Consider the following 19,570-nt stretch of genomic DNA (forward strand, 5'->3'; position numbering starts at 1 on the left):
GCGGGCCAAAAGGCCCGCCCGTTTCGTTAGCGTCCAGGTGGGTGCTAAAGTAGAAAGTCTGCCGCGGTCCATTGGCTGGGCAGACTGGCGCCGTCGTGAACGAGAATCTCCATTTCGGCACCGCCGGCCCCGACCGTGTTGATCTGAACGAGGGTATCGGTTCCGCTGGCAACGACTCGTACTTGGCCGGCCGCGCTGAACGCCGCCGTGCCAATGAATGACAACACGCCGGCATACACATCAATCAGGTCGATCCGATCGCCGAGGGCGGCACCGACACTGGCGAACGCACTGATTTCATCACGGGCAAGGACGCCTGGACCGGATTCGCTGGTCGCATTGTATTCGAAAATGTCGTTTCCACTCCCTCCCGCAAGAGTGTCGGCCCCGGCGCCACCGATCAGTCGATCCGCGTCGTCGCCAGCGTCAAGACGATCGTTGCCAGCACCGCCCTGCAAATTATCTGCCCCCAGAGCGCCGCTCATGGTGTCGTTGCCGCCATTGCCAATCAGGGTGTCATTCCCGCCGACGCCATTTATGATGTTTGCCGCATCGTTGCCGGTGATCAGATTGGCAAGATCGTTGCCGTTGGCGTTGATCGCCGCCGTACCGGTCAGCGTCAGATTCTCGAGGTATTGTCCAAGCTTGTAGTTCACCGAGCTTTGCACCCGATCGAAGCCGTCATCGGGGCTATACTCGATAATGAGATCGCCGATATTATCGACGTAGTAAAGATCGTTGCCGATGTTACCGATCATCGTGTCGGCGCCAGTGCCGCCGTAAAGCGTGTCGTTGCCGCTCCCACCATCCATGTAATCGTTGCCAGAGCCACCATTCACCGAGTCGTTATCGCCGCCTACCTGAATGTAGTCATTGCCGGCACCCGCGTTTATGGTGTCGTTACCACTTGCTGCATCAATGCTATCATCGCCACCACCAGCATTGATCAGATCGCTAAACTGGGTTGGTGAGCCGATCACACCGCTGCTGACAAAACCGACATAGATTGTATCAGCACCTGAAGTCCCTGTAACTGTCGCCACGTAGGTATATCCCTGTCCAATAGTCGCTAATTTTGTTCGAGGGCTGTGGATACTGCTAGAATATGCGTAATGCGTCGCCCGATACCGACTCACTGTCGTTTTACTTATCTATTCATCTCACTTGCGGGCACCTGCCGTCGCACCACACGACGAATTATGTCGGATCCGCGCGACGCCTGGCCAAGTATATAATCGCTTGGAAAAATAAAGGCCCCACTCGAAATTTGTATTGACATTGAAGCCACTGATGGCGGCGGCGAGGCAGTATTGCGGGGTCGAGTGGGGATGAAGGACGATCTGCTGGAACCAGCCCAAGCAGCTGTCGAGATATCGGGAAGCAATGCCGCGGCGGGCACGGAGGAAATCCTTGAGGCGGAAATCCCGGTTATTGACGGTCTGAATATGTAGTTCGCCACCGCTTCCGCCTTCTGCGCCTCGCTCAGCGGGGCAGCGGCAGCAGCAGATAACCCTCATTGACGTAGAGCGGCGGCAACGTTCGCGGCATGGAACTGGCGTCGCTGCCTTGCGGCAGAACCAGATACGCCGCGTCGATGCTGCGGGCGTAGTCGCGCCGCATCGTCGCGTCGGCATGGGCAGGCCAGATGGCCGCCCGCCGGCCGGTGAACAGCGCAATGGTGGTCGGCTCCGCGGTCAGGATCACCGCATCCTCGGCCGTACGCTGGCGGATCGCCCTGAGCAGCCCCTCCCCTTCGGGCGAAAGCATCCATGGCCGAGGCGAATCGAGCGCCACGTGACCGGCCACCAGCACACTCCCCAGCATGGCGATGATGCTCCCGGTGATCCCCGCCCCCGCCGGCCGCGAGAGGTGCCGCAGCAGCATTCGCAACCCAACCGCGGCATACAGAACGAACAAGGGATACAGCGGCAAGGCGTAGCGTGCCGGCTCCTCACGAATTGGGTAAACGACGAGGAACGCCGCATAAACGGCGGTAAACGCCTCGAAGACAGTCGGCCCGCGGCGCACCGCAGCGGCAAAGCCGATGGCGGCAGGAAACATCGACGCCGCTGCCAGCATCCATGCCAGCGGTACGATCGCCGCACCCACCGCCGCAACGCCGCGCAGCGCCCATATGCTGAATAATTCAAAGGGAATGGTGCGAAGGTACAGCCAGACGGCGCCCGGCAGCGCTGCCCAGTCGTAGGCGTGAAAGTAATCGAAATAGGTGCTGTTGCCGTGGGGAAAACTGATCTGGAGTGCGGCGACGACGCCGATGCCGATGGCGACGACGCCGATGGTGTCGATCAACGGCATCCAGCGCCGCGGACGGTGCCGTGGCATCGCGGTGGTGAGAACGACAGGTATTAACAATAGACCGATCACACGGGTCTCGACGGCGAAGCCGATGAGCGCACCCGCCGCCAGAATGCTGAGCAGGCGCCGCACCGGCGATCCGCCAGCCCGCTGCCGGATGGCCTCGCACAACCACAGCGCCGTGTAGGCCGCCAGCATGAACGGGTATTCGGAGTAGATGGCGCTGGCGAAACGCCACAGCATCGGGTTCACCCCAACGACCAGCATCACCGCCAGCGCCGCCGCGGTTGGCAGATAGCGACGAGCGATGAGGAACAGGACGATGAGAAAGAGAGCGTAGCAGAGAACGATCACCGTCTTCATCGCCAACAGATCGAGGCCATACAACCAATAGACGGGCGCCAGCAGCAAAGGCAATCCAGGTGGATAGGCGGCAGGATGGATGGCGTTAAGCGGGTTGAAGATATAGCCGGTCCGCGCGTAGGGGGCGCCATTGACGATATTGGCCGCATGCATCAGGTAGAGGGCGCTGTCCGGATCCCATTCGAGCAGCGCCGGCCGGCCAAGCACGTGGGCCAGCACGACGATCAGGGCAAGACCTGCGGCGGCAACCAGCCCCTGGCGTTCGCTGCAAAGCGGCAAGTGCGGACGATTCGGCCCACCGGTGGCAGCGGCACTGTCGCCGCCTAGGGCGGCACCACTGTTCGCAGCCTCGCCTTCTAAGCGAAACACGTGCGCTCTCCCTCGGGTTCGTACGACCTCTGATACCCAGGCAGGGTGCGGCGAAGAAACAGACGACCTTTTTTAGCCAGCCCGCACGAAAGCGCAAATCGCAAACTTGTCGTTCAACCGATGCCCGGCGAAGATGGGGCATCGTATCAACGGGCGGGGCCAAGGGAGTGGGAGAGATGGAAGGTTATTCGCTTATCGGCATTCTGATTATCGGGCTGATTGCCGGTTGGCTCGGCGGCAAAATTATGCGCGGCGGCGGCTTCGGGTTTATCGGCAACATCATCGTCGGCGTCATTGGCGCGATCATCGGCGGCTTCGTCTTCAGCAAGCTCGGCATCGCCGCAGGCGGCACCCTCGGGACGCTGCTCACCGCAACCATCGGCGCGGTGATCTTGCTGTTCGTCGTCGGCCTGATCAAGAAGGCCTGATCCACAGGGCTTCGGCCAAGCGCCATGGCCGCGCTTCGTCGCGACGGGGCCGCTGACGGCGGTGGTTGCGGATCTGTTCGCAACCACCGCGGTGCGCCGGCTGGTGGTTCAGGCGGCGCCGACGCGATAGCGGCACGGCGCGCGCCGATCGCCATCCGACGGCGTGTCTTGCCACTGCCGTCGTTGCATCGCTGCATGGCAATTTTCCATTCCTGCATTGTCATCGGCTCTTGCCCGTGTCGCCAGAGCGGGTATAGGCGCGGTACCTATAGTCTGAGCGAGGCCTCCCGTGGCGAACATGAACGGTGTTGATTTCCTCTGTGTCGCCGACGCCCGCCTGGAGTATCGCCTGCTCCCGGCGCGGGTAGCCGGCGGCCCGACCCTCGTCCTCCTACACGAAGGGCTCGGCTGCATCGATTTGTGGCGGGATTTTCCCCAACGGCTGGCCGACGCCACCGGGCTTGGTGTCTTCCTGTGGAGCCGCGCCGGCTTCGGCCGCTCGTCACCGATCACCCTGCCGCGACCGCTCGACTACCTGCAACGGGAGGCATACGCAGTGATGCCGCAGGTACTGGCAGCAGCCAACCTTGGCCCTGTCATCCTGGTCGGCCACAGTGATGGCGGAACGATTGGCCTGTTGTACGCTGGCGGACCTGCGCGTGCGCAGGTGACGGCAGTCATCACCATGGCGGCGCACGTCTTCGTCGAAGACGTGACCATCGCAGGCATCGTCGTCACCAAACGACAATTCGAGGCGGGTAACCTAGCAGCCAAGCTGCGCCGCTGGCATGGCGACAACCTCGATGGCGCCTTCTACGGCTGGTGCGATACGTGGCTCGATCCCGCTTTTCGGCAATGGAGCATTGAAGCGGACCTGGCGGCCGTGCGCGCGCCAGCGCTGGTGATTCAGGGTGCCGATGACGAATACGGGACGCCGGCGCAGGTGGACGCGATTGTCGCCGGCGTTGCAGGACCCGCCCAGCCGCTGCTGATGCCTGGGCTGGGCCACGCGCCGCACGCTGAAAATCCCGACGCCGTCATCGCCGCAATAGAGCATTTCCTCACGACCACTATTTGAGTAAAGAAGCAAGTCAACGAGAATGCCGGCAACGGCGCAACCTTGCAGTGAGTTAGCAGCAAGCCGGGGAGGACTTCCACGCCGATGTCATCGAATACGCGTACGTATGTGCTTGTCCACGGCGCTTTTCACGGTGGCTGGTGCTGGCGTCGTGTCGCCGACCGGCTCTGCGCCGAGGGTCACCGGGTTTTCACCCCCACCTGCACCGGCACCGGCGAGCGTCTCCACCTGTTGACCGCGCAAGGTGGATTGGAGACGGTGGTTGCCGACATCGTTAACGTGCTGATCTTCGAGGAGCTTGAGAAGGTCATCCTCGTCGGCCATAGCTTCGGCGGCGTTATCATCACGGCCGCTGCCGATTGCGAGGCGGAGCGAATCAGCCATCTGGTCTACCTTGATGGTGTCGTGCTGGAAGATGGCGAGTGTGCCCTCGATCATATTCCGGCTGGCTTGGCAGCGCAGCGGCGACTCGACGCGCGGCGAACCTCGCAGGGGCTAACGATTCCGCCGCCGTCGCCGGAGGTGTTTGGCGTCACCGACGAGGCAGACGCAGCCTGGCTGCGCCGGCGACTAACGCCACAACCGCTCGCGACCTACACCGATGCGCTCAATCTTTCGGCACCCTTCGGCAATGGCTTGCAGCGGACCTACATCGCCTGCATCAAGCCCCGCTACACGCCGCTCGCCACCAGCCATGAGCGTGCACGCAGCCAGCCGGGGTGGAATTGGCAGGAATTGCCGACAGGCCACGACGCGATGATCACCGCTCCCGACGCGGTTGCCGCGCTGCTGCTCGACCTCGCCTAACACCGTTGATCACAAGAATTAGATCACAATACGAAATAATTCTGTCACATCTGTCGCCTCGCATGGGGCAGAATGCAGCCGAATCCAAGCTGATCAGGAGCGCTGCGATGGGCGTCAGACTCAAGTTCAACATGGTCCTGTTGTCAGTATTCTGCGGCGGATTATTGTTATCGGCCTACGTCTCGCGTGCGATCCTTGAGCACAACGCCCGCGAGGATGTGATCGGCAACGCCCGGATCATGCTGGAGGCGGCGCGGGGAGCCGCCAACTACACGGTCCAGGAAATCCAACCCCTGCTTGCCAGTCAGATGCAGCAGCTGTTTCTGCCGCAGTCGGTGTCGTTTTATGCCGCAACGCAGTCGACGCAGGTGATTGGCAAGAACCTGCCGGAGTACACTTACCGCGCGGTTGCCCTCGACCCGACCAATCCGCGCGACCGGGCGATTGACTGGGAAACCGAAGTCATTCGCGAGTTCCGCTCCAATCACAAGCTCCAGGAATTGATCACTGAGCACGATGGGCCGACGGGGCGGATCCTCAATCTGTCGCAGCCGATCGTCATCACCAACGAAAAGTGCCTGCTGTGCCATAGTGATCCGAAGATCGCGCCCCGGACGATGACCGATATTTACGGGACGGCCAATGGCTTCGGCTGGACGCTGAACGAACCGATCGGTGCGCAGATTGTCTCGGTGCCGATGGCGGTGCCATTGCAGCATGCGCACGACGCCTTCGTCGCCTTCATGGCCCTGCTCGCCGGGATCTTCGTGCTGTTGTTTGCCCTCATCAACCTGCTGCTGCACGTGGTCGTCATTCGACCGGTGGTACAGATGGCGGATGTCGCCAACGATATCAGCCTGGGCAAGACCGACGTCCCCTACTACACCCGCAGCGGCAAGGACGAAATCGCGTCGCTGTCCGCCTCATTCAACCGTATGCGGCGCAGCCTCGAAACCGCGCTCAAAATGCTGGGAGAAACAAACTAGGGCGAGGCCCCAGGGACGACGGCTAGACGTAGCGGGCGACCGCGGCACGAAACTGCAGCCGGTCATCCTCACGCTCGATGTGGCTGAGGAGGCTGGCGCACAGTTCGTCGGCCGTTCCGCTCTGTGCCACCGCGCGCTTGAGAACGACCTTGGCGATCGGTCCAATATGACGGGCAAGCGCTTTTTCGATCTCCCCCAGGCTAGTGTCAGCGATGCGCAGTTGGTGCCCGCCAGCAGCACAGGGCCGGTCCGCTGACGATGTGGCCGTATCGGCAACCACCGGGGGCCGCTTCGCCCACCCCGGCCGATCGGTCGAAACGGGCGACATCGTGGAGGAACTGATTACGGTCGTCTGCCGCCGGTATGGATTTGGCCAGCAGCCGGATCAGCGCAGCGAGATTGTCAGCGTCCGGCAAGCTCCGGGCAACAATGACCCGCGCAATCGGGCCGACATTTTGCGCGAGTCGTTGCGCAATCGCCTGAATATCATGCGCATCCCACGCCACCGCCGACGCCGACCCCTGCACTTCCCGTGCGAGAACCCGGATTGCCGACTCGGCGGAGACAGGCAGGAAGTCTGTGGTCATGGTAGCGATCGACGGTCGCCCCGGCACCATCGGCTGAGTTGAGGTGAGTTGCGATGCCGGGAGTGTATCCGCTGGGCTCGGCATCGACCCCCGCGCCGCAAGACCTCGCCAATATCCTTGATCAGCTGGTCGAAGCCGACGTGAACGGCCGATCCGTCCCAACCGATGAGATCGGCCGCGTGGATGCGACGGAAACCAAGGGGTGGTTCAACTTCCTCGATCATGACCGGAACGAAGACGCCACGCTCCCGCGCCGTCTCGGCCTCCTCGACAACCCATTCGGAGTGAACGGCTGCCTTCGACCACAACGCGAGTACGCAATTCGCGGCAGCGAGCCGCTCAGCGATCACCTCGTCGAAGCGGCGGCCTGCCGGGATATGCCGGTCCCACCAGACGGTCCAGCCGTGCACCGTCAGTGCTGACGCCAACCGCTCAGCAGTGCCGCGATCTTCGCGCGCGTAGGAGATGAAAAGTTCCGCCATTGCTTTCACTCACCCAGACTACCCGCTTCGCAAGCAAAAAGCCGATAGACCCGCCAAATGGGTTACGCTACTTCAGAATGCGTCAGATTCGACTCTGGCTCCACCTGCACTTTCATCCTCAATGGTTAATTAAACGTTAGCCAATCGCCCGACTCGCGGCGGCACCGTGGTGTCAAGGCACGGCAGGCTTGCTGTCGAAAAACAGCAGCCGCGTCGCTTCGGGAATGCCGAGGCGACCGGTGGACGCAAGCCCGTTGGCGGCTTGAAACTTCCGGATGGCATCGCGAGTCTGTACGCCAAACTGGCCGTCAATCGGTCCTGGATAGTATCCCAACGCCTGCAGACGCGATTGCAAGCGCCGACGCTCGGGGCCGGACATCTGCCGCTCCACGTCACTGACGCCATCATCAGGCGCTTTTGCCGCGGCGGCACGAGCGCCGAGGACTGCCGCATCACCGCGGAGATAGACGTCATTCGCCGGCAGTTCGGTGAGTGCCAGCGTCGTTCCCGGTTGGCCCTTCCATTCATCACGCGCTCCCTCCAGCAACCCCCGCAAGGTCACCACCGGCATCCGCAGCCAGTCGGCGAGAACGTTGCCAGGTCCTCCGGGCGTTGATTGGCTGATCGCCAGCATCGCCGTCGCCGCGGCAGGCGCTGCTGGGGTGAGAGACGCGGCGGTGACCAGTTCAGACTTGCCGGGCGCCGGTGCCACATCGACAATGGCGATCGCCGCCAGGGGATTGTACGGCCAAGGACGTTAACGAACGATGCGGCAACGACGCCTTCGACCATGATGCGATCCGGCGTATCCAATGTTGCTGAGACCGGGACAAGGAAGGTGCGGCCATTGTAATTAACGGCATAGCCGCAGTAGTAGGTGAACAGAGTTGACTGCGGTGCCGCCTGCTGGGCGAAACTGGCTAACGTGCCGTTCAGTTCACCGTTCGAAACATCGAATGCTTCGCGCACCTCGAAACCGGCCCCGCGCAGCGCTGCGGCAACATTACGGGCGGCAATAGGGCATTGCGGCAGCGGCGGTAGCGCCTTGTAGTTCGCCATGGCCACGACCATGGCGCGTTTCGTCGCCAGCGTGTCGGCAGCGACCGCCGCGACCGGCGGTACAAGTCCCGCAGCCACAGCTGCACAGGCAAGCAAGAGCGGGCGACAACGGAGCATTGGCACGAAATGTGACTCTATCTGCTCATGACTGGACCCAGCACAATGCACCATCCGGGGCAAAATAAGTCATCCGAGGGCTGAGTGCGCCTGCCAATGCGGATGCCTGCCAAAAAAGGTCGGCAAGACAAACGGTCGTTCCGGCGGCCGGGTGGTTCAGGCCGCTTCCTGCTGCGGTCAATTCCGCTGCGCAGCGCCATGATCAATGCTATATCTCGGGGATGCTGGATGTGAGCAACACTATGGACAGTTCCACCACTGCGACCCCCGCGCTGCACTCCGCGACCTATCTCGATGCGCTCAATCCGACGCAGCGGCTGGCGGTGGAAGCGGTGGACGGGCCGGTACTGGTACTCGCCGGCGCCGGCACCGGCAAGACCCGGGTACTGACGACCCGCCTCGTCCATATCCTGGCGAGCGGGCGGGCCAAGCCGTGGCAACTGCTTGCCGTCACTTTCACCAACAAGGCGGCGCGCGAGATGCGCGAGCGGGTGGCGCTCACTCTCGGTACGTCGGTGGATGGCTGGTGGGTCGGCACCTTTCACGCGGCCGGTGCGCGCATGCTGCGACAGCACGCCGAGCACCTGGGGCTCAAGCCCAGCTTCACCATCCTCGATGCCGACGATCAGCAGCGGCTGTTGAAGCAGCTCACCGAAGCGCGTGGCCTCGATGCCAAGAAACTGCCGCCGCGGCTGTTCATGGGGATCATCCAGCGCTGGAAGGATCGCGGCCTGACGCCGGACCAGGTGTCCACCGCCGAAGGAGCAGACGCCGCCGATGGCCAGGCGCTGCCGCTGTACCGCGACTACCAGGAGCGCCTCCTGCAAGTGAACGCCGTCGATTTCGGCGATCTCCTGCTGCATGCGCTGAAACTGTTCCAGCAACAGCCGGACATCCTCGCCCGCTACCAGCAGCAGTTCCGCTATCTGCTGGTGGATGAGTATCAGGACACCAACGTCGCCCAGTACCTCTGGCTGCGGGCGCTGGCCCAGGGGCACCGCAATCTTTGCTGCGTCGGTGACGATGACCAGTCGATCTATTCCTGGCGCGGCGCCGAGATCGAAAACATCCTGCGCTTCGAGCACGACTTTCCCGGCGCGCAGATCGTCCGCCTGGAATGCAACTACCGCTCCACCGCCCACATTCTTGCCGCCGCGTCGGCCCTGATCGCCCACAACAAGGGCCGCCTCGGCAAGACGCTGTGGACGCCGCGCGACGGCGGCGAACCGGTCACTGTCCAGGCAGCCTGGGATGGCGCCGACGAAGCGCGGATCGTCTGCGAGCAGGCGGATGCATTGCGCCGCAAAGGGCAGCAACTCAATACCATGGCAGTCCTCGTCCGCGCCGGCTTCCAGACCCGCGAGTTCGAGGAACGCTTGATCACCGTCGGCATCCCCTATCGGATCGTTGGCGGAGCCCGCTTCTACGAACGCCAGGAAATCCGCGACGCCATCGCCTACTTCCGCATCGTCGCCCAGCCCGACGACGACCTCGCCTTCGAGCGGATCGTCAATGTCCCCAAGCGCGGCCTCGGCCCCGCCAGCCTGCGCAGCATCCACATCCTGGCGCGCGCCCGCAACCTGTCGCTGACCCAAGCGGCACGGCAATTGATCGAAACCGACGAACTCAAACCACAGCCGCGCAACACCATCCGCCGCCTGCTCGCGGACTTCGACCGCTGGCGTGGCCAGCTCGACCACCTGCCGCATGCCGATCTGGCGCGGCTGCTGCTCGACGAGAGCGGCTACACGCAGATGTGGCGGGCTGACCGCAGCCCGGAAGCGCCAGGCCGGCTGGAGAATCTGCGCGAACTGGTGGTCGCCATGGCCGAGTTCGACTCCCTGGGCGGTTTCCTCGAACACGTCAGCCTGGTCATGGATAACGACGAAGCGGCGGGCGAGGACAAGATCACCCTGATGACGCTGCATGCGGCGAAGGGCCTCGAATTCGACACCGTCTTCCTGCCCGGCTGGGAGGAAGGGATTTTCCCCAACATGCGGGCGCTGGAGGAAGGCGGCGCCAAGTCGCTGGAAGAGGAGCGAAGGCTCGCCTACGTGGGCCTGACCCGGGCGCGAGCGCGGGCAATCATCTCCCACGCCGCCAGCCGAATGGTCTACGGCATGTGGCAGCCGGCGATGCCGTCGCGCTTCATCGGCGAGCTTCCGCCGGCGAACGTCGCCCACGCCGCGGCGCCCACCGCCGCCCGCCACGACGGCGGCTGGGAGCGCAGCGGCGCCTTTGGCCCGACGCGACGGTGGGGTGAAGCGGCGCGGCTCCAGCCAAAAGTTATCGAAGGCGAAGCGGTGCAGATTCCCGACATCCCGCCCGCTGCCGGGGTCGCCGCCGGCGAGCGTGTGTTCCACCAGAAATTCGGCTACGGCCGGGTGCAGGCGGTCAATGGCGATCGGCTGGAGATCGAGTTCGACAAGGCCGGTCGCAAAACCGTCATCCAGTCCTTTGTCGAGCCGGCGTGAGCGCGGCGTCGATGTGGCAGCTGTCGCTGATCGTCCCCCGCACCGCCGTACCGCTGTGCGAGGACGTTCTCGCCGAGCATTGCCTCGCGGTATCGCAACAGCTGACGGACGACGGTTATATCACCCTCCTTGGGCTGACCGCCGGGCCTCCCGCCGCCGAACTGGCGGTGGCGCTGGCGTTAGCTGCGGCGGCAGCGGGGATTGCGGCGCCGGAGATCGCCATCGAGCCGGTCGGTGAACGTAACTGGCTGGCGGAGAACCAGGAATCCTTCACGCCCTTCCGCGTCCGGCGTTTCTTCATTCATCAACAAGACGACCCGACACCAGCGCCGGCCGACGCCGTAGCGCTTGCCGTCGATGCCGGGCTCGCCTTCGGCAGCGGCCGCCACGCTTCCACCGCCGGCTGCCTCCTGGCATTGGGCACCCTGCACCGGCGGCTGCCGGAGGGGCCGGCGCTTGACCTTGGATGTGGCTCGGCCATCCTCGCCATTGCTGCTTCCCGGGTTCTCCACCGGCCGGTGGTCGCCAGCGACATCGATCCGGTGGCGGTGCGGATCGCGGCCGAAAATGCGCGGCGCAACGGCGTCGGCGCCTGGATACGAACGGTCACCGCCGACGGATGCGCCCATCCGTTGATCCGTGCGCACGCTCCCTACGCGCTGCTCTTTGCCAATATTCTCGCCCGGCCATTGCAGCGGCTGGCGCGCGCGGCGGTCAGGCATACCGCGCCCGGTGGGACAGTGATTCTGGCCGGGTTTGTCGTTGGCGACGCCCGGCGCGTCCTCGCCGTCTACCACGCCCTGGGATGTCGATTGCAGCGGCAGATCGTCATCGACGGCTGGGCAACCTTGGTGCTCCGCCGCTCGCGTGCTGCCGACTAAAGCCGCGGCAGCAGTTCGACGAAATTACACGGCCGATAGCGGGCATCGAGCTGGAAGACGAGGATATCGTCCCAGGCATCGCGGCAGGCGCCGGGCGAACCAGGCAAGGCGAAGAGGTAGGTCCGTCCGGCAATAGCTCCCAGCGCCCGCGACTGAATGGTCGAGGTGCCGATCTTGGCATAGCTAAGCCAGCGGAAGAGTTCGCCGAAGCCGGGAATTTCCTTTTCCATCACCGCCTGTACCGCTTCCGGCGTGACATCGCGGGCGGTCACCCCGGTACCACCGGTGGTCAGGATCACCTCAACCGCCGGATCGGCGATCCACTCNNGCAGCTGCGCGATGATGGCGTCGCGGTCATCGCGGACGATAGCGCGCGCCGCCAGCCGATGACCGGCGGCGGTGAGCCGCTGCACCAGGGTGTCGCCGGAGCGATCGTCGCCAGCCTGACGGCTGTCGGAGATGGTCAGGACGGCAATGGCCAGCGGGCGAAAGGAACGGTCGGCGTCAATCCCGGCCATGCTCAGCGCCGGTCCTGCCAGCTAGTACCGGGCATGCTCCGCCACCTCGACCGGCGTCAACTCGCTGCCGTCGTAGCCGGGCCAGTTGCCGGCGGCCAACGCATCGAGGGACGGGCTCTGCTGCCCCAGCCGATTGCGGTAGATCCACAGGTTCGCCAACACCCTCTCGATGAAATCGCGGGTCTCGGAGAGCGGAATGCTTTCGATGAACAGGAGGGAATCCTGCATCGCGGTGCCGTCGCGGGTCCACCGGCCAAGATTACCAGGGCCACCGTTCCAGGCAGCGGTGAGACGGAACAGATCGCTGCCAACGTTGCCGTCGGCGAGCAGCATCTCGATGTAGCGCTGGCCCAGCGCCATGTTGGACTCCGGCTGTACCAGTTCGCCGACGCTGCCCTCACCGATACCGGTGCGCCGTGCAACGAAGCGTGCCGTCGCCGGCATCAGCTGCATCACGCCGCGGGCGCCGGCAGAACTCACCGCCTTGGGATTGAAGGTGGATTCTTGCCGCATCACTGCGTAGACCAGAGCCCGGTCGACGGTGAAGCCGCCATTCGGCACCCAGTGCGGAATCGGATAGGCGGCGCGGGCGTAGTCGATCCCGTAATGGTCGAGCATCCGGTCGAGCTTCATCGCCAGCTCGGCCATACCACTGGCGTCGGCGACGATCATCGCCCCGTGCGCCAGATCGGTGTCGTCCTGCAGCACCAGCTGCTTCAGTTCATCCTCGGCCAGAAGGTCTTCGTTGATTTCGAGCAAGGCCAGCGCCCGGCGGCCGCCGTTGGTGGCGCAGAGCGCCTTCAGCGCCGCGCGGTCCCGGTCGCCCATGTGCCAGCTGTAGGGAAACGGCAGGCCGAGGATGCGGCGCGCCATCAACCCATAAAAGGTGTGGCTCCATTCGCTCGCCTGTCCCAACCAGGGCGCCACCTTCTCCGGCTCGCCGGCAAACAGGTGCGCGCGCGCGGCCCAGAATGCAGCGGCAGCACGCGTCCACTTGGACAGGTCTTCGCGATCAACGATCGGTTCGAAATAGGCCGCCGCAGTCTGATAGTCGCCGCTCCGCCAAGCATCGAGACCGGAATTCCATTCCGGCGGCGTGGCACGACTGGGGCGTGAGGCAACCCAGGCGGCCTTGGCGATCGCCCATAGCTGCGAGCTCTCAATCTCCGGCCCTGAGGCATCGACGGCAAGTCCCGGGTGAAACGTGCGGCGATGCGCGCTGCCTGCGGATGATCCCCATAAGCGGCGAGCCAGGCGCTGATCTCCTCCTCACTCGCCGGGACGGCCGTGCTGCCGAGATAGCGCATCGCCAAGAGGTGGCCGACGAGCAGCGGATCACTCAGCTGCGCCGCCGCCTCGTCGATGGCCTGCCACTGATGCTGGCGGGCGAGCGAGAATAGCTCCTGGTACAGCGCCGCATCACGATCGGAGAGAATCACCGGCAGTCGCTGCGGCTCGGCCGGCCGGGTGGGCGTGAGGGTCGAAGGAAAGCGCGCGGTCAGCTCTGAAGCGTTGCCTATGGCCGGAATACCCAAACCGAAAGCAAAGCAAGCAAGCAATACACCGAATCGAAATCGCACCGGTCCCCACTCCGCCAAATATTGGATCGTCATTTGTAACAAGATGAAACATACGCTGGCAAGGGCAAACGGGCAATCGCCGCAGATGGGGCATAAGGCGGCCGTGCTTTGGCCTCAATCGCCCGCGCTGTCCTCCATCGCTGCCAGACGTTGCTTTATAGCGAGCAAGTCTCGCCACGCCAATCGCTTCTGCGAAGGTGAACGAAGAAGGTACGCAGGATGAAAAAGCGCCGTTGCGGCGACCTGCATCGAGCCCGCGCGGGTCCGAAACGCGAACCATCGCCCGCGCAGTCGACCGACGCTCTCCTGCGCGCCCAGCAGCGCATTTGCCGCCGGGCCACCCAGGGCGATCAGCAACTGCGGCGCAATTAGCTCGACGATTCGCTCAACGAACGGGGCACAGACCGCGATCTCGAAGGTGGTGGGAGCACGATTCCCCGGCGGCCGCCAAAAGACCGTGTTGGAGATGAACACCTGCGGCCGGTCGAGGCCGATGGAGCCCAGCATGCGATCGAGCAGCCGGCCGCTGGGGCCGACGAAAGGCAGGCCCTGACGGTCCTCTTCTGCGCCCGGCGCCTCGCCGATGAGCAGGACGCGAGCTTGGGGATTGCCGTCGCCGAACACCAGGTTGGTGGCGGTCTCCTTCAGCGGACAGCCGTCGAAGCCGGCGATGATCGCCTTGAGCTCGGCGAGGCTGTTGGCGGCACGGGCGCGGGCATAGGCCTCATCGCTTCCCGCTGGTGGCGCCTGCGCGGCGCGTCGTGGGGCGCCCACTGGCTCCAACCCGGCGCTGGCAGCGGGCGGCCGGGCGGCGGCCGGTGCGGCCACGCCAACTTGCGTACTCACTTGCGCACCGGCATGCGCTCTGGGAGTGGCCGTGCGGGGTTGCGGCAATGGTGGTGCGGCGGCAGCAGACGGTGGATCCACGACAAAGCGGTCCCACGGCACATCGGCCACGCTCTCGTCGATGCCGGCGGCCAGATGCCAACGCAGCAGTGCTTCGACCGTCTGTCTGCGCTCGCCCACGCTCAACCAGTGATCCTTTCCAGCCGCCTTCGTTTTGCAGTACGAAGCGTGTAGTCCTACTTTATAAGTTGGCGCAGAACCAGGGGAGCGAACGAAAATGAGGGGTGACGCAATGGCGCGCGAACAAATGCAATTCGACGTGGTGATCGTCGGCGGCGGACCGTCGGGGTTGTCGGCGGCGATTCGCCTCAAGCAGCTGGCGGCACAACACGACCGCGAGATTGGCGTCTGCGTCGTCGAGAAGGGTTCGGAGATCGGTGCGCATATTCTCTCCGGTGCGGTCATCGAAACCCGTGCCCTCGACGAGCTGATCCCGGACTGGAAGGAACAAGGGGCGCCGCTTGTCACCCCGGCCAGCGATGACGAATTTCTCTTCCTGACCGAGACGCGCTCGATCCGGCTGCCGACGCCGCCGCAGATGCACAATCATGGCAACTATATCGTCAGCCTCGGCAACGTCTGCCGCTGGCTTGCAACCCAGGCGGAAGCGCTCGGCGTCGAAATCTATCCCGGCTTCGCCGCCGCCGAGGTGCTCTACGACGACAGCGGCCGGGTTGCCGGCATCGCCACCGGCGACATGGGTGTCAGCCGCGAAGGCAAGCCCACCGACAACTACCAGCCGGGGGTCGAACTGCTTGCTACCTACACCATCTTTGCCGAGGGTTGCCGCGGCTCGCTGACCAAGGGGCTGATGCAACGCTTCAACCTTCGNCGCGGGGTGCAGCCGCAGACCTACGGCATCGGCATCAAGGAACTGTGGGAGGTGGAGCCGGCCAAGCACAAGGCGGGCCGGGTGGTGCATACCATCGGCTGGCCGGTGGACCGCAAGACCTACGGCGGTTCCTTTCTGTACCACATGGAGAACAACCAGGTCGCGGTGGGATTCGTCATCGGCCTCGACTACCAGAACCCACATCTGAGCCCCTTCGATGAGATGCAGCGGTTCAAGACTCACCCCGCCATTCGCCCCATCTTTGAGGGCGGCCGACGCATCGCCTACGGCGCGCGCGCCCTGGCTGAAGGTGGTTTCCAGTCGATCCCGAAGCTGGTGTTCCCCGGCGGGGCGCTGATCGGCGATACGGCCGGATTCCTNAACGTGCCGAAGATCAAAGGTACGCACACGGCAATGAAATCAGGAATGGTTTGTGCCGATGCGATCTTTGCCGCCCTCGGCGAGGAGCGTCCGCCGGCGCTGGTGGACGCCTACCCGGAGGCGCTTAAGGCAAGCTGGGTGTGGGAGGAACTGAAAGGGGTGCGTAACGTCCGGCCATCCTTCCACTGGGGCATGTGGGCGGGACTGGTTTACGCGGCGCTCGATACCTACGTCCTGCGTGGCAAGGCACCTTGGACCTTGAAACAACACGAGGACCATGCCTGCCTCAAACCGGCCGACCAATGTCCGAAGATCGACTATCCGAAGCCGGATGGCACGATCACCTTCGACAAACTCTCCTCGGTCTACCTGTCGAGCACCAACCACGAAGAAGACCAGCCGATTCATTTGACACTGAAAGACGCGTTGACGCCTGTTAGGATCAACCTCGCGACGTACGATGGGCCGGAGCAGCGCTACTGTCCGGCCGGCGTCTACGAATTCGTCGACGACGGCGGCAGCAAGCGGCTGCAGATCAACGCGCAGAACTGCGTCCATTGCAAAACCTGCGATATCAAGGACCCAACCCAGAATATCAACTGGGTGGTTCCGGAAGGTGGCGGAGGACCGAACTATCCGAACATGTAAGGCAGACTGTACGATTGCTGCGGCCGGGCGTTCCCTGCTCGGCCGCCTCGGTCGGCGGCCAGCGATCCTCCTGGCCATCCTGGCAGCAACGCTGGGACCGGTCGTCGCCTGTGGTCTCTATGCCGAGCGCGTACCCCGGGCCGATGCGTCGACGGACATCCATGCCAGCCGGTCGCTGACCGGCAACTATCTGGCGGCGCGGCATGCCGCGTCCGACCACGTCGCCGATTCGGCAGCGAAGTATTACGCTGCGGCGCTCGAGCGGGCGCCCAACGATTCCGTCTTGCTGTCGCGGATGACGGCAGAGCTGATTCTTGACGGCCGCACCAAAGAGGCAATCCCCTATGCCCGCCGGCTGGTGGCTGTCCAACCCGCCAATGAGCTGGCGCGGGTGGTGCTCGCGGTGGCGGCAATCCATGATCGGCACTACGCCGAAGCCGAGGCGGAGTTGCAAGCGCTGCCGCAAGGATCGCACGGCTTCGCCACCGCACCGCTGCTCGCTGCGTGGGCGGCATTCGGCCGCGGCGACCAAGCAGCGGCGTTGCACAAGATGAAGGACGTCGAGGGCAATGCTGCCACCGCCTATCTTGGTCCGCTGCATTCGGCGTGGCTGAAGGACGCAGCCGGCGATCCTAAGGGCGCCGCCGATGACCTCTCGACATTGACGCAGGAGCAGAAGGATCCATGGCTGCGTCTGACCGAACTGGGCATCAGGCTTTACGAGCGTGCCGGACGCAGTGCCGACGCGGCGGCGCTGCGGGAGCGCTACCTCAGCCGCCATCCGGAATCGGCCGCCCTCGGCTTCGTGGCGACCGGGACGAAGAACCGCGACGGCGACTCCGAATTCCGCACCGCCAGCGATGGCGCCGCCGAAGCGTTGTTCGACACGTCAGGCGTGTTCGCACGGCTGAATGATCGTGAGACCGCACTCGTGCTCGCCCAGCTCGGCCTCTATTTGAAGCCGCAATTTCCTGCACTACAGCTGGTGGTCGCCGACCTGATGGAAGGCTTCGACCAGCTCGCTGAAGCCAACCGCGCCTATGCGGCGATCGACGCATCCTCGCCGCTCGCCTGGGTCGGACGGCTGTCGATGGCGCAGAACCTCGATCGTCTCGACCAGTTCGCCAAGGCGGAGGTGATCCTCCGCGCCATGGCGCGGGAACGCACCGATGATCCGGAGCCACTCATTCAGTTGGGCGATCTGTTCCGCCGTCACGAGCGGTTCGCCGAAGCGGTGGTGGTCTACGATGAAGCAGCGGCGCGCATTCCGACGCTCGACAAGCGCTTCTGGCGGCTGCTTTACGCCCGTGGCATTTCGCTCGAGCGTTCGAAGCAATGGGACCGCGCCGAAGCCGATCTTCTGAAGGCGCTGGAGCTGCAACCGGACCAGCCCTTCGTCCTCAACTATCTTGGCTACTCCTGGGTCGAACAGGGCCACAACCTTGAGCGGGCGGAAGCGCTGATCCGCCGTGCCGTAGAACTGCGGCCGAAAGACGGCTACATCGTCGATAGTCTGGGCTGGGTCCTCTACCGCGTCGGCCGTCCGGAAGAGGCAGTGGTACAACTGGAGCGGGCGGTGGAGCTGCAGCCGGAGGATCCGGTGATCAACGACCACCTCGGCGATGCCTATTGGGCAGTCGGCCGTCAGCGCGAAGCACGTTTCCAATGGCGGGCGGCGCTCTCGCGCAACCCCGAGCCCGACCTCAAGGCTGCCCTGGAGCAAAAGCTCGANGCGCGGCCTGATCAAGGAAGCGAGCGCGACACCCTGATGCCGCTGATCCACACTCACCCCGTCGCCGACCCGGTGAAGGTCGGCGCCTTCGCCCCGGCAAAGATCAATCTCTACCTGCACGTGGTCGGCCGCCGTGCCGACGGATACCACCTGCTCGACAGCCTCGTCGTCTTCACCGCCGCCGGGACCATCGACGGAGCCATCGATGGCGTCATTGCCGGCGACCAGGTGGAGGTGGCCTGGGCCGACGACCTTTCACTCACCATTGACGGGCCGTTTGCCACCGACCTGCCCACCGACCGGAGCAATCTGGTCCTGCAGGCGGCGGACGCGCTGGCAGCCGCCTTGCCGCCCCGCGACGATCAGCGGCCCTATGCGGCGCGGATCCGGCTCATCAAACGCCTGCCGGTGGCGTCGGGAATCGGTGGTGGCTCGGCCGATGCGGCGGCGACGCTCCGGGCGCTGCTGCGACTCTGGGATGTCGCCTTGCCGGCAGCGGACCTGGCGGCGCTGGCATTGCGGCTGGGGGCAGATCTGCCCATGTGCCTGACCAGCCGTCCGGCCTTCGTCGGCGGCATCGGCGAGGCAATCGATGCGACACCGACGCTACCGCGCTGCTGGATCGTGCTCGTCAACCCTGGCCTGGCCTTGCCGACGCCACAGGTTTTCCGCCGCCGCCAGGGCGATTTCTCCCCGGCGGCGCGATTCACCCATCCCCCGCCGACGTGGCGGCCTTTNGCCCGGCTGCTGGCCGGGCGCGGTAACGATCTGAGCCCGGCGGCGATCGCCCTCTGTCCGGAGATTGCCCTGNNGTGCTTGACGTGCTCGCCGGATGCCGGGGCGCCCTGCTCAGCCGGATGAGCGGCAGTGGCGCCACCTGTTTCGCCCTGTTTGCCGACGCAACAGAGGCAGCGGCAGCAGCAGCCGGCATCCGCCAGCAGCGACCGAACTGGTGGACTGCAGCGGCCCGGGTTGCAGGCGACGACGATAACGTCTAGTTTCCCTCGCAGCGCGGTCGGCAAACGT

The 19,570-nt window shown here is 64.4% G+C and carries 17 protein-coding genes and 3 pseudogenes; 10 read left to right on the top strand and 10 right to left on the bottom strand.

Annotated features, from left to right (window positions below; genetic code table 11):
- Window positions 1-44 precede the first annotated feature (44 nt).
- The 3 genes and pseudogenes from HQ394_RS02435 to HQ394_RS02440 form a co-directional block, all read right to left on the bottom strand.
- The gene (locus HQ394_RS02435) at window positions 45-1,043 is read right to left on the bottom strand and encodes a calcium-binding protein (protein ID WP_190261870.1); all 999 of its coding nucleotides are present in this window, start codon (window positions 1,041-1,043) and stop codon (window positions 45-47) included.
- A 249-nt stretch (window positions 1,044-1,292) separates the two neighbouring features.
- Window positions 1,293-1,457, bottom strand: a pseudogene (locus HQ394_RS19420) (IS1595 family transposase); the annotation flags it as partial.
- 25 nt (window positions 1,458-1,482) lie between these two features.
- Window positions 1,483-3,048 carry a hypothetical protein gene (locus tag HQ394_RS02440; protein WP_190261871.1) on the bottom strand — a complete coding sequence of 522 codons (1,566 nt, stop codon included), beginning with the start codon at window positions 3,046-3,048 and terminating at the stop codon, window positions 1,483-1,485.
- 176 nt (window positions 3,049-3,224) lie between these two features.
- Here HQ394_RS02440 and HQ394_RS02445 point away from each other — a divergent pair, with 176 nt between their 5' ends.
- The 4 genes from HQ394_RS02445 to HQ394_RS02460 all read left to right on the top strand — a co-directional run bounded on the left by HQ394_RS02445 (window position 3,225) and on the right by HQ394_RS02460 (window position 6,347).
- Window positions 3,225-3,476 carry a GlsB/YeaQ/YmgE family stress response membrane protein gene (locus HQ394_RS02445; protein ID WP_190261872.1) on the top strand — a complete coding sequence of 84 codons (252 nt, stop codon included), beginning with the start codon at window positions 3,225-3,227 and terminating at the stop codon, window positions 3,474-3,476.
- 298 nt (window positions 3,477-3,774) lie between these two features.
- A complete protein-coding gene (locus HQ394_RS02450; RefSeq protein ID WP_190263080.1) occupies window positions 3,775-4,554 on the top strand; it encodes an alpha/beta fold hydrolase in 780 nt (259 codons plus the stop codon).
- An 84-nt stretch (window positions 4,555-4,638) separates the two neighbouring features.
- A complete protein-coding gene (locus HQ394_RS02455) occupies window positions 4,639-5,361 on the top strand; it encodes an alpha/beta fold hydrolase (RefSeq protein ID WP_190261873.1) in 723 nt (240 codons plus the stop codon).
- 107 nt (window positions 5,362-5,468) lie between these two features.
- Window positions 5,469-6,347, top strand: a complete 879-nt coding sequence (locus HQ394_RS02460; RefSeq protein WP_190261874.1) for a c-type heme family protein — start codon at window positions 5,469-5,471, stop codon at window positions 6,345-6,347.
- 206 nt (window positions 6,348-6,553) lie between these two features.
- Here the strand turns inward: HQ394_RS02460 and HQ394_RS02465 are convergent, their stop codons facing one another.
- The 4 genes from HQ394_RS02465 to HQ394_RS19425 form a co-directional block, all read right to left on the bottom strand.
- Window positions 6,554-6,934: a hypothetical protein gene (locus tag HQ394_RS02465; protein ID WP_190261875.1), complete on the bottom strand. Its 381-nt coding sequence runs from the start codon at window positions 6,932-6,934 to the stop codon at window positions 6,554-6,556.
- Complete coding sequence (locus HQ394_RS02470) at window positions 6,931-7,416, bottom strand: toll/interleukin-1 receptor domain-containing protein (protein WP_190261876.1); 486 nt, start codon at window positions 7,414-7,416, stop codon at window positions 6,931-6,933. Before HQ394_RS02470 ends, HQ394_RS02465 begins: the two co-directional genes overlap by 4 nt.
- 172 nt (window positions 7,417-7,588) lie before the next feature.
- The gene (locus HQ394_RS02475) at window positions 7,589-7,978 is read right to left on the bottom strand and encodes a peptidoglycan-binding domain-containing protein (protein ID WP_223291793.1); all 390 of its coding nucleotides are present in this window, start codon (window positions 7,976-7,978) and stop codon (window positions 7,589-7,591) included.
- Window positions 7,975-8,553 (bottom strand): caspase family protein, encoded by a 579-nt coding sequence (locus HQ394_RS19425; RefSeq protein WP_223291794.1) that lies wholly within the window; start codon window positions 8,551-8,553, stop codon window positions 7,975-7,977. Before HQ394_RS19425 ends, HQ394_RS02475 begins: the two co-directional genes overlap by 4 nt.
- A 260-nt stretch (window positions 8,554-8,813) precedes the next feature.
- Between HQ394_RS19425 and HQ394_RS02480 the strand changes: the two genes are divergently transcribed.
- Window positions 8,814-11,066: an ATP-dependent helicase gene (locus tag HQ394_RS02480; protein ID WP_190261877.1), complete on the top strand. Its 2,253-nt coding sequence runs from the start codon at window positions 8,814-8,816 to the stop codon at window positions 11,064-11,066.
- Entirely contained in the window at window positions 11,063-11,947 is an 885-nt protein-coding gene (locus HQ394_RS02485) for a 50S ribosomal protein L11 methyltransferase (protein ID WP_190261878.1), read from the top strand. Before HQ394_RS02480 ends, HQ394_RS02485 begins: the two co-directional genes overlap by 4 nt.
- Here HQ394_RS02485 and moaB read toward each other — a convergent pair.
- Complete coding sequence (gene moaB, locus HQ394_RS02490) at window positions 11,944-12,465, bottom strand: molybdenum cofactor biosynthesis protein B (RefSeq protein ID WP_190261879.1); 522 nt, start codon at window positions 12,463-12,465, stop codon at window positions 11,944-11,946. The two genes, HQ394_RS02485 and moaB, sit on opposite strands and share 4 nt — an antisense overlap.
- A gap of 21 nt (window positions 12,466-12,486) precedes the next feature.
- Window positions 12,487-13,380, bottom strand: coding sequence for a lytic transglycosylase domain-containing protein (locus HQ394_RS02495; protein ID WP_190261880.1), 894 nt, complete (start codon window positions 13,378-13,380; stop codon window positions 12,487-12,489).
- 314 nt (window positions 13,381-13,694) lie between these two features.
- Between HQ394_RS02495 and HQ394_RS02500 the strand changes: the two genes are divergently transcribed.
- Entirely contained in the window at window positions 13,695-13,865 is a 171-nt protein-coding gene (locus tag HQ394_RS02500) for a hypothetical protein (RefSeq protein WP_190261881.1), read from the top strand.
- Between the two features lie 294 nt (window positions 13,866-14,159).
- On the opposite strand, the gene HQ394_RS02505 is transcribed toward HQ394_RS02500, so the two are convergent.
- The gene (locus tag HQ394_RS02505) at window positions 14,160-15,071 is read right to left on the bottom strand and encodes a uracil-DNA glycosylase (protein ID WP_223291795.1); all 912 of its coding nucleotides are present in this window, start codon (window positions 15,069-15,071) and stop codon (window positions 14,160-14,162) included.
- A 112-nt stretch (window positions 15,072-15,183) separates the two neighbouring features.
- Here HQ394_RS02505 and HQ394_RS02510 point away from each other — a divergent pair, with 112 nt between their 5' ends.
- From HQ394_RS02510 to HQ394_RS02520, 3 genes and pseudogenes are all read left to right on the top strand, one after another.
- Complete coding sequence (locus HQ394_RS02510) at window positions 15,184-16,812, top strand: electron transfer flavoprotein-ubiquinone oxidoreductase (RefSeq protein ID WP_190263082.1); 1,629 nt, start codon at window positions 15,184-15,186, stop codon at window positions 16,810-16,812.
- A gap of 295 nt (window positions 16,813-17,107) precedes the next feature.
- Window positions 17,108-18,400: pseudogene (locus tag HQ394_RS20995) on the top strand (tetratricopeptide repeat protein); the annotation flags it as partial.
- Between the two features lie 186 nt (window positions 18,401-18,586).
- A pseudogene (locus HQ394_RS02520) lies at window positions 18,587-19,542 on the top strand (4-(cytidine 5'-diphospho)-2-C-methyl-D-erythritol kinase).
- Window positions 19,543-19,570 lie beyond the last annotated feature (28 nt).

This window comes from Defluviicoccus vanus (assembly GCF_014672695.1).
In the GTDB taxonomy this organism is placed as follows: domain Bacteria; phylum Pseudomonadota; class Alphaproteobacteria; order Rhodospirillales; family Defluviicoccaceae; genus Defluviicoccus; species Defluviicoccus vanus.

Excerpts from the sequence above, each read along its gene's own strand:
- HQ394_RS02445 (WP_190261872.1), top strand. The coding sequence starts at position 3,225 with ATGGAAGGTTATTCGCTTATCGGCATTCTGATTATCGGGCTGATTGCC.
- HQ394_RS02450 (WP_190263080.1), top strand. The coding sequence starts at position 3,775 with ATGAACGGTGTTGATTTCCTCTGTGTCGCCGACGCCCGCCTGGAGTAT.
- HQ394_RS02455 (WP_190261873.1), top strand. The coding sequence starts at position 4,639 with ATGTCATCGAATACGCGTACGTATGTGCTTGTCCACGGCGCTTTTCAC.
- HQ394_RS02460 (WP_190261874.1), top strand. The coding sequence starts at position 5,469 with ATGGGCGTCAGACTCAAGTTCAACATGGTCCTGTTGTCAGTATTCTGC.
- HQ394_RS02465 (WP_190261875.1), bottom strand. The coding sequence starts at position 6,934 with ATGACCACAGACTTCCTGCCTGTCTCCGCCGAGTCGGCAATCCGGGTT.
- HQ394_RS02470 (WP_190261876.1), bottom strand. The coding sequence starts at position 7,416 with ATGGCGGAACTTTTCATCTCCTACGCGCGCGAAGATCGCGGCACTGCT.
- HQ394_RS02480 (WP_190261877.1), top strand. The coding sequence starts at position 8,814 with ATGCTGGATGTGAGCAACACTATGGACAGTTCCACCACTGCGACCCCC.
- HQ394_RS02500 (WP_190261881.1), top strand. The coding sequence starts at position 13,695 with ATGATCCCCATAAGCGGCGAGCCAGGCGCTGATCTCCTCCTCACTCGC.